Source organism: Paraburkholderia sp. EG304 (genome assembly GCF_046543485.1).
GTDB classification, from domain to species: Bacteria; Pseudomonadota; Gammaproteobacteria; order Burkholderiales; family Burkholderiaceae; genus Paraburkholderia; species Paraburkholderia youngii.
Genome location: NZ_JBKGUA010000477.1, coordinates 1 through 255 on the forward strand (window position 1 = coordinate 1; position 255 = coordinate 255).

Annotated in this window: 1 protein-coding gene; it reads right to left on the reverse strand. The window is 63.1% G+C overall.

Annotated elements, in window-relative coordinates; translation table 11 throughout:
• Nucleotides 1–255, reverse strand: a 255-nt coding sequence (locus tag ACLFKU_RS44820; protein ID WP_410853531.1) for a PTS transporter subunit EIIC, incomplete at both ends; no start/stop codon positions are given.

Below are 255 nucleotides of genomic sequence, written 5' to 3' on the forward strand. Positions count from 1 at the left end.
TAGTAGCGGTTGAACATCCAGGCCGCAAGACCACCGGCGAGGATGCCGCCGAACACGCCGGTCTGGATCGACGGTATGCCCATGATCGTGTCGGTTTCGATGCCCTCTATCTTCGCGATCACACCCAGCGTGGCCGTCATCACCAGATACCCGATCGTTGCGGCGATGCCCGACACGCCATCGTTCTCGGTGAAGCCGAGCGCGACGCCGATCGCGAAGATCAGCGGCAGGTTCGCGAAGATCACGTCGCCCGCG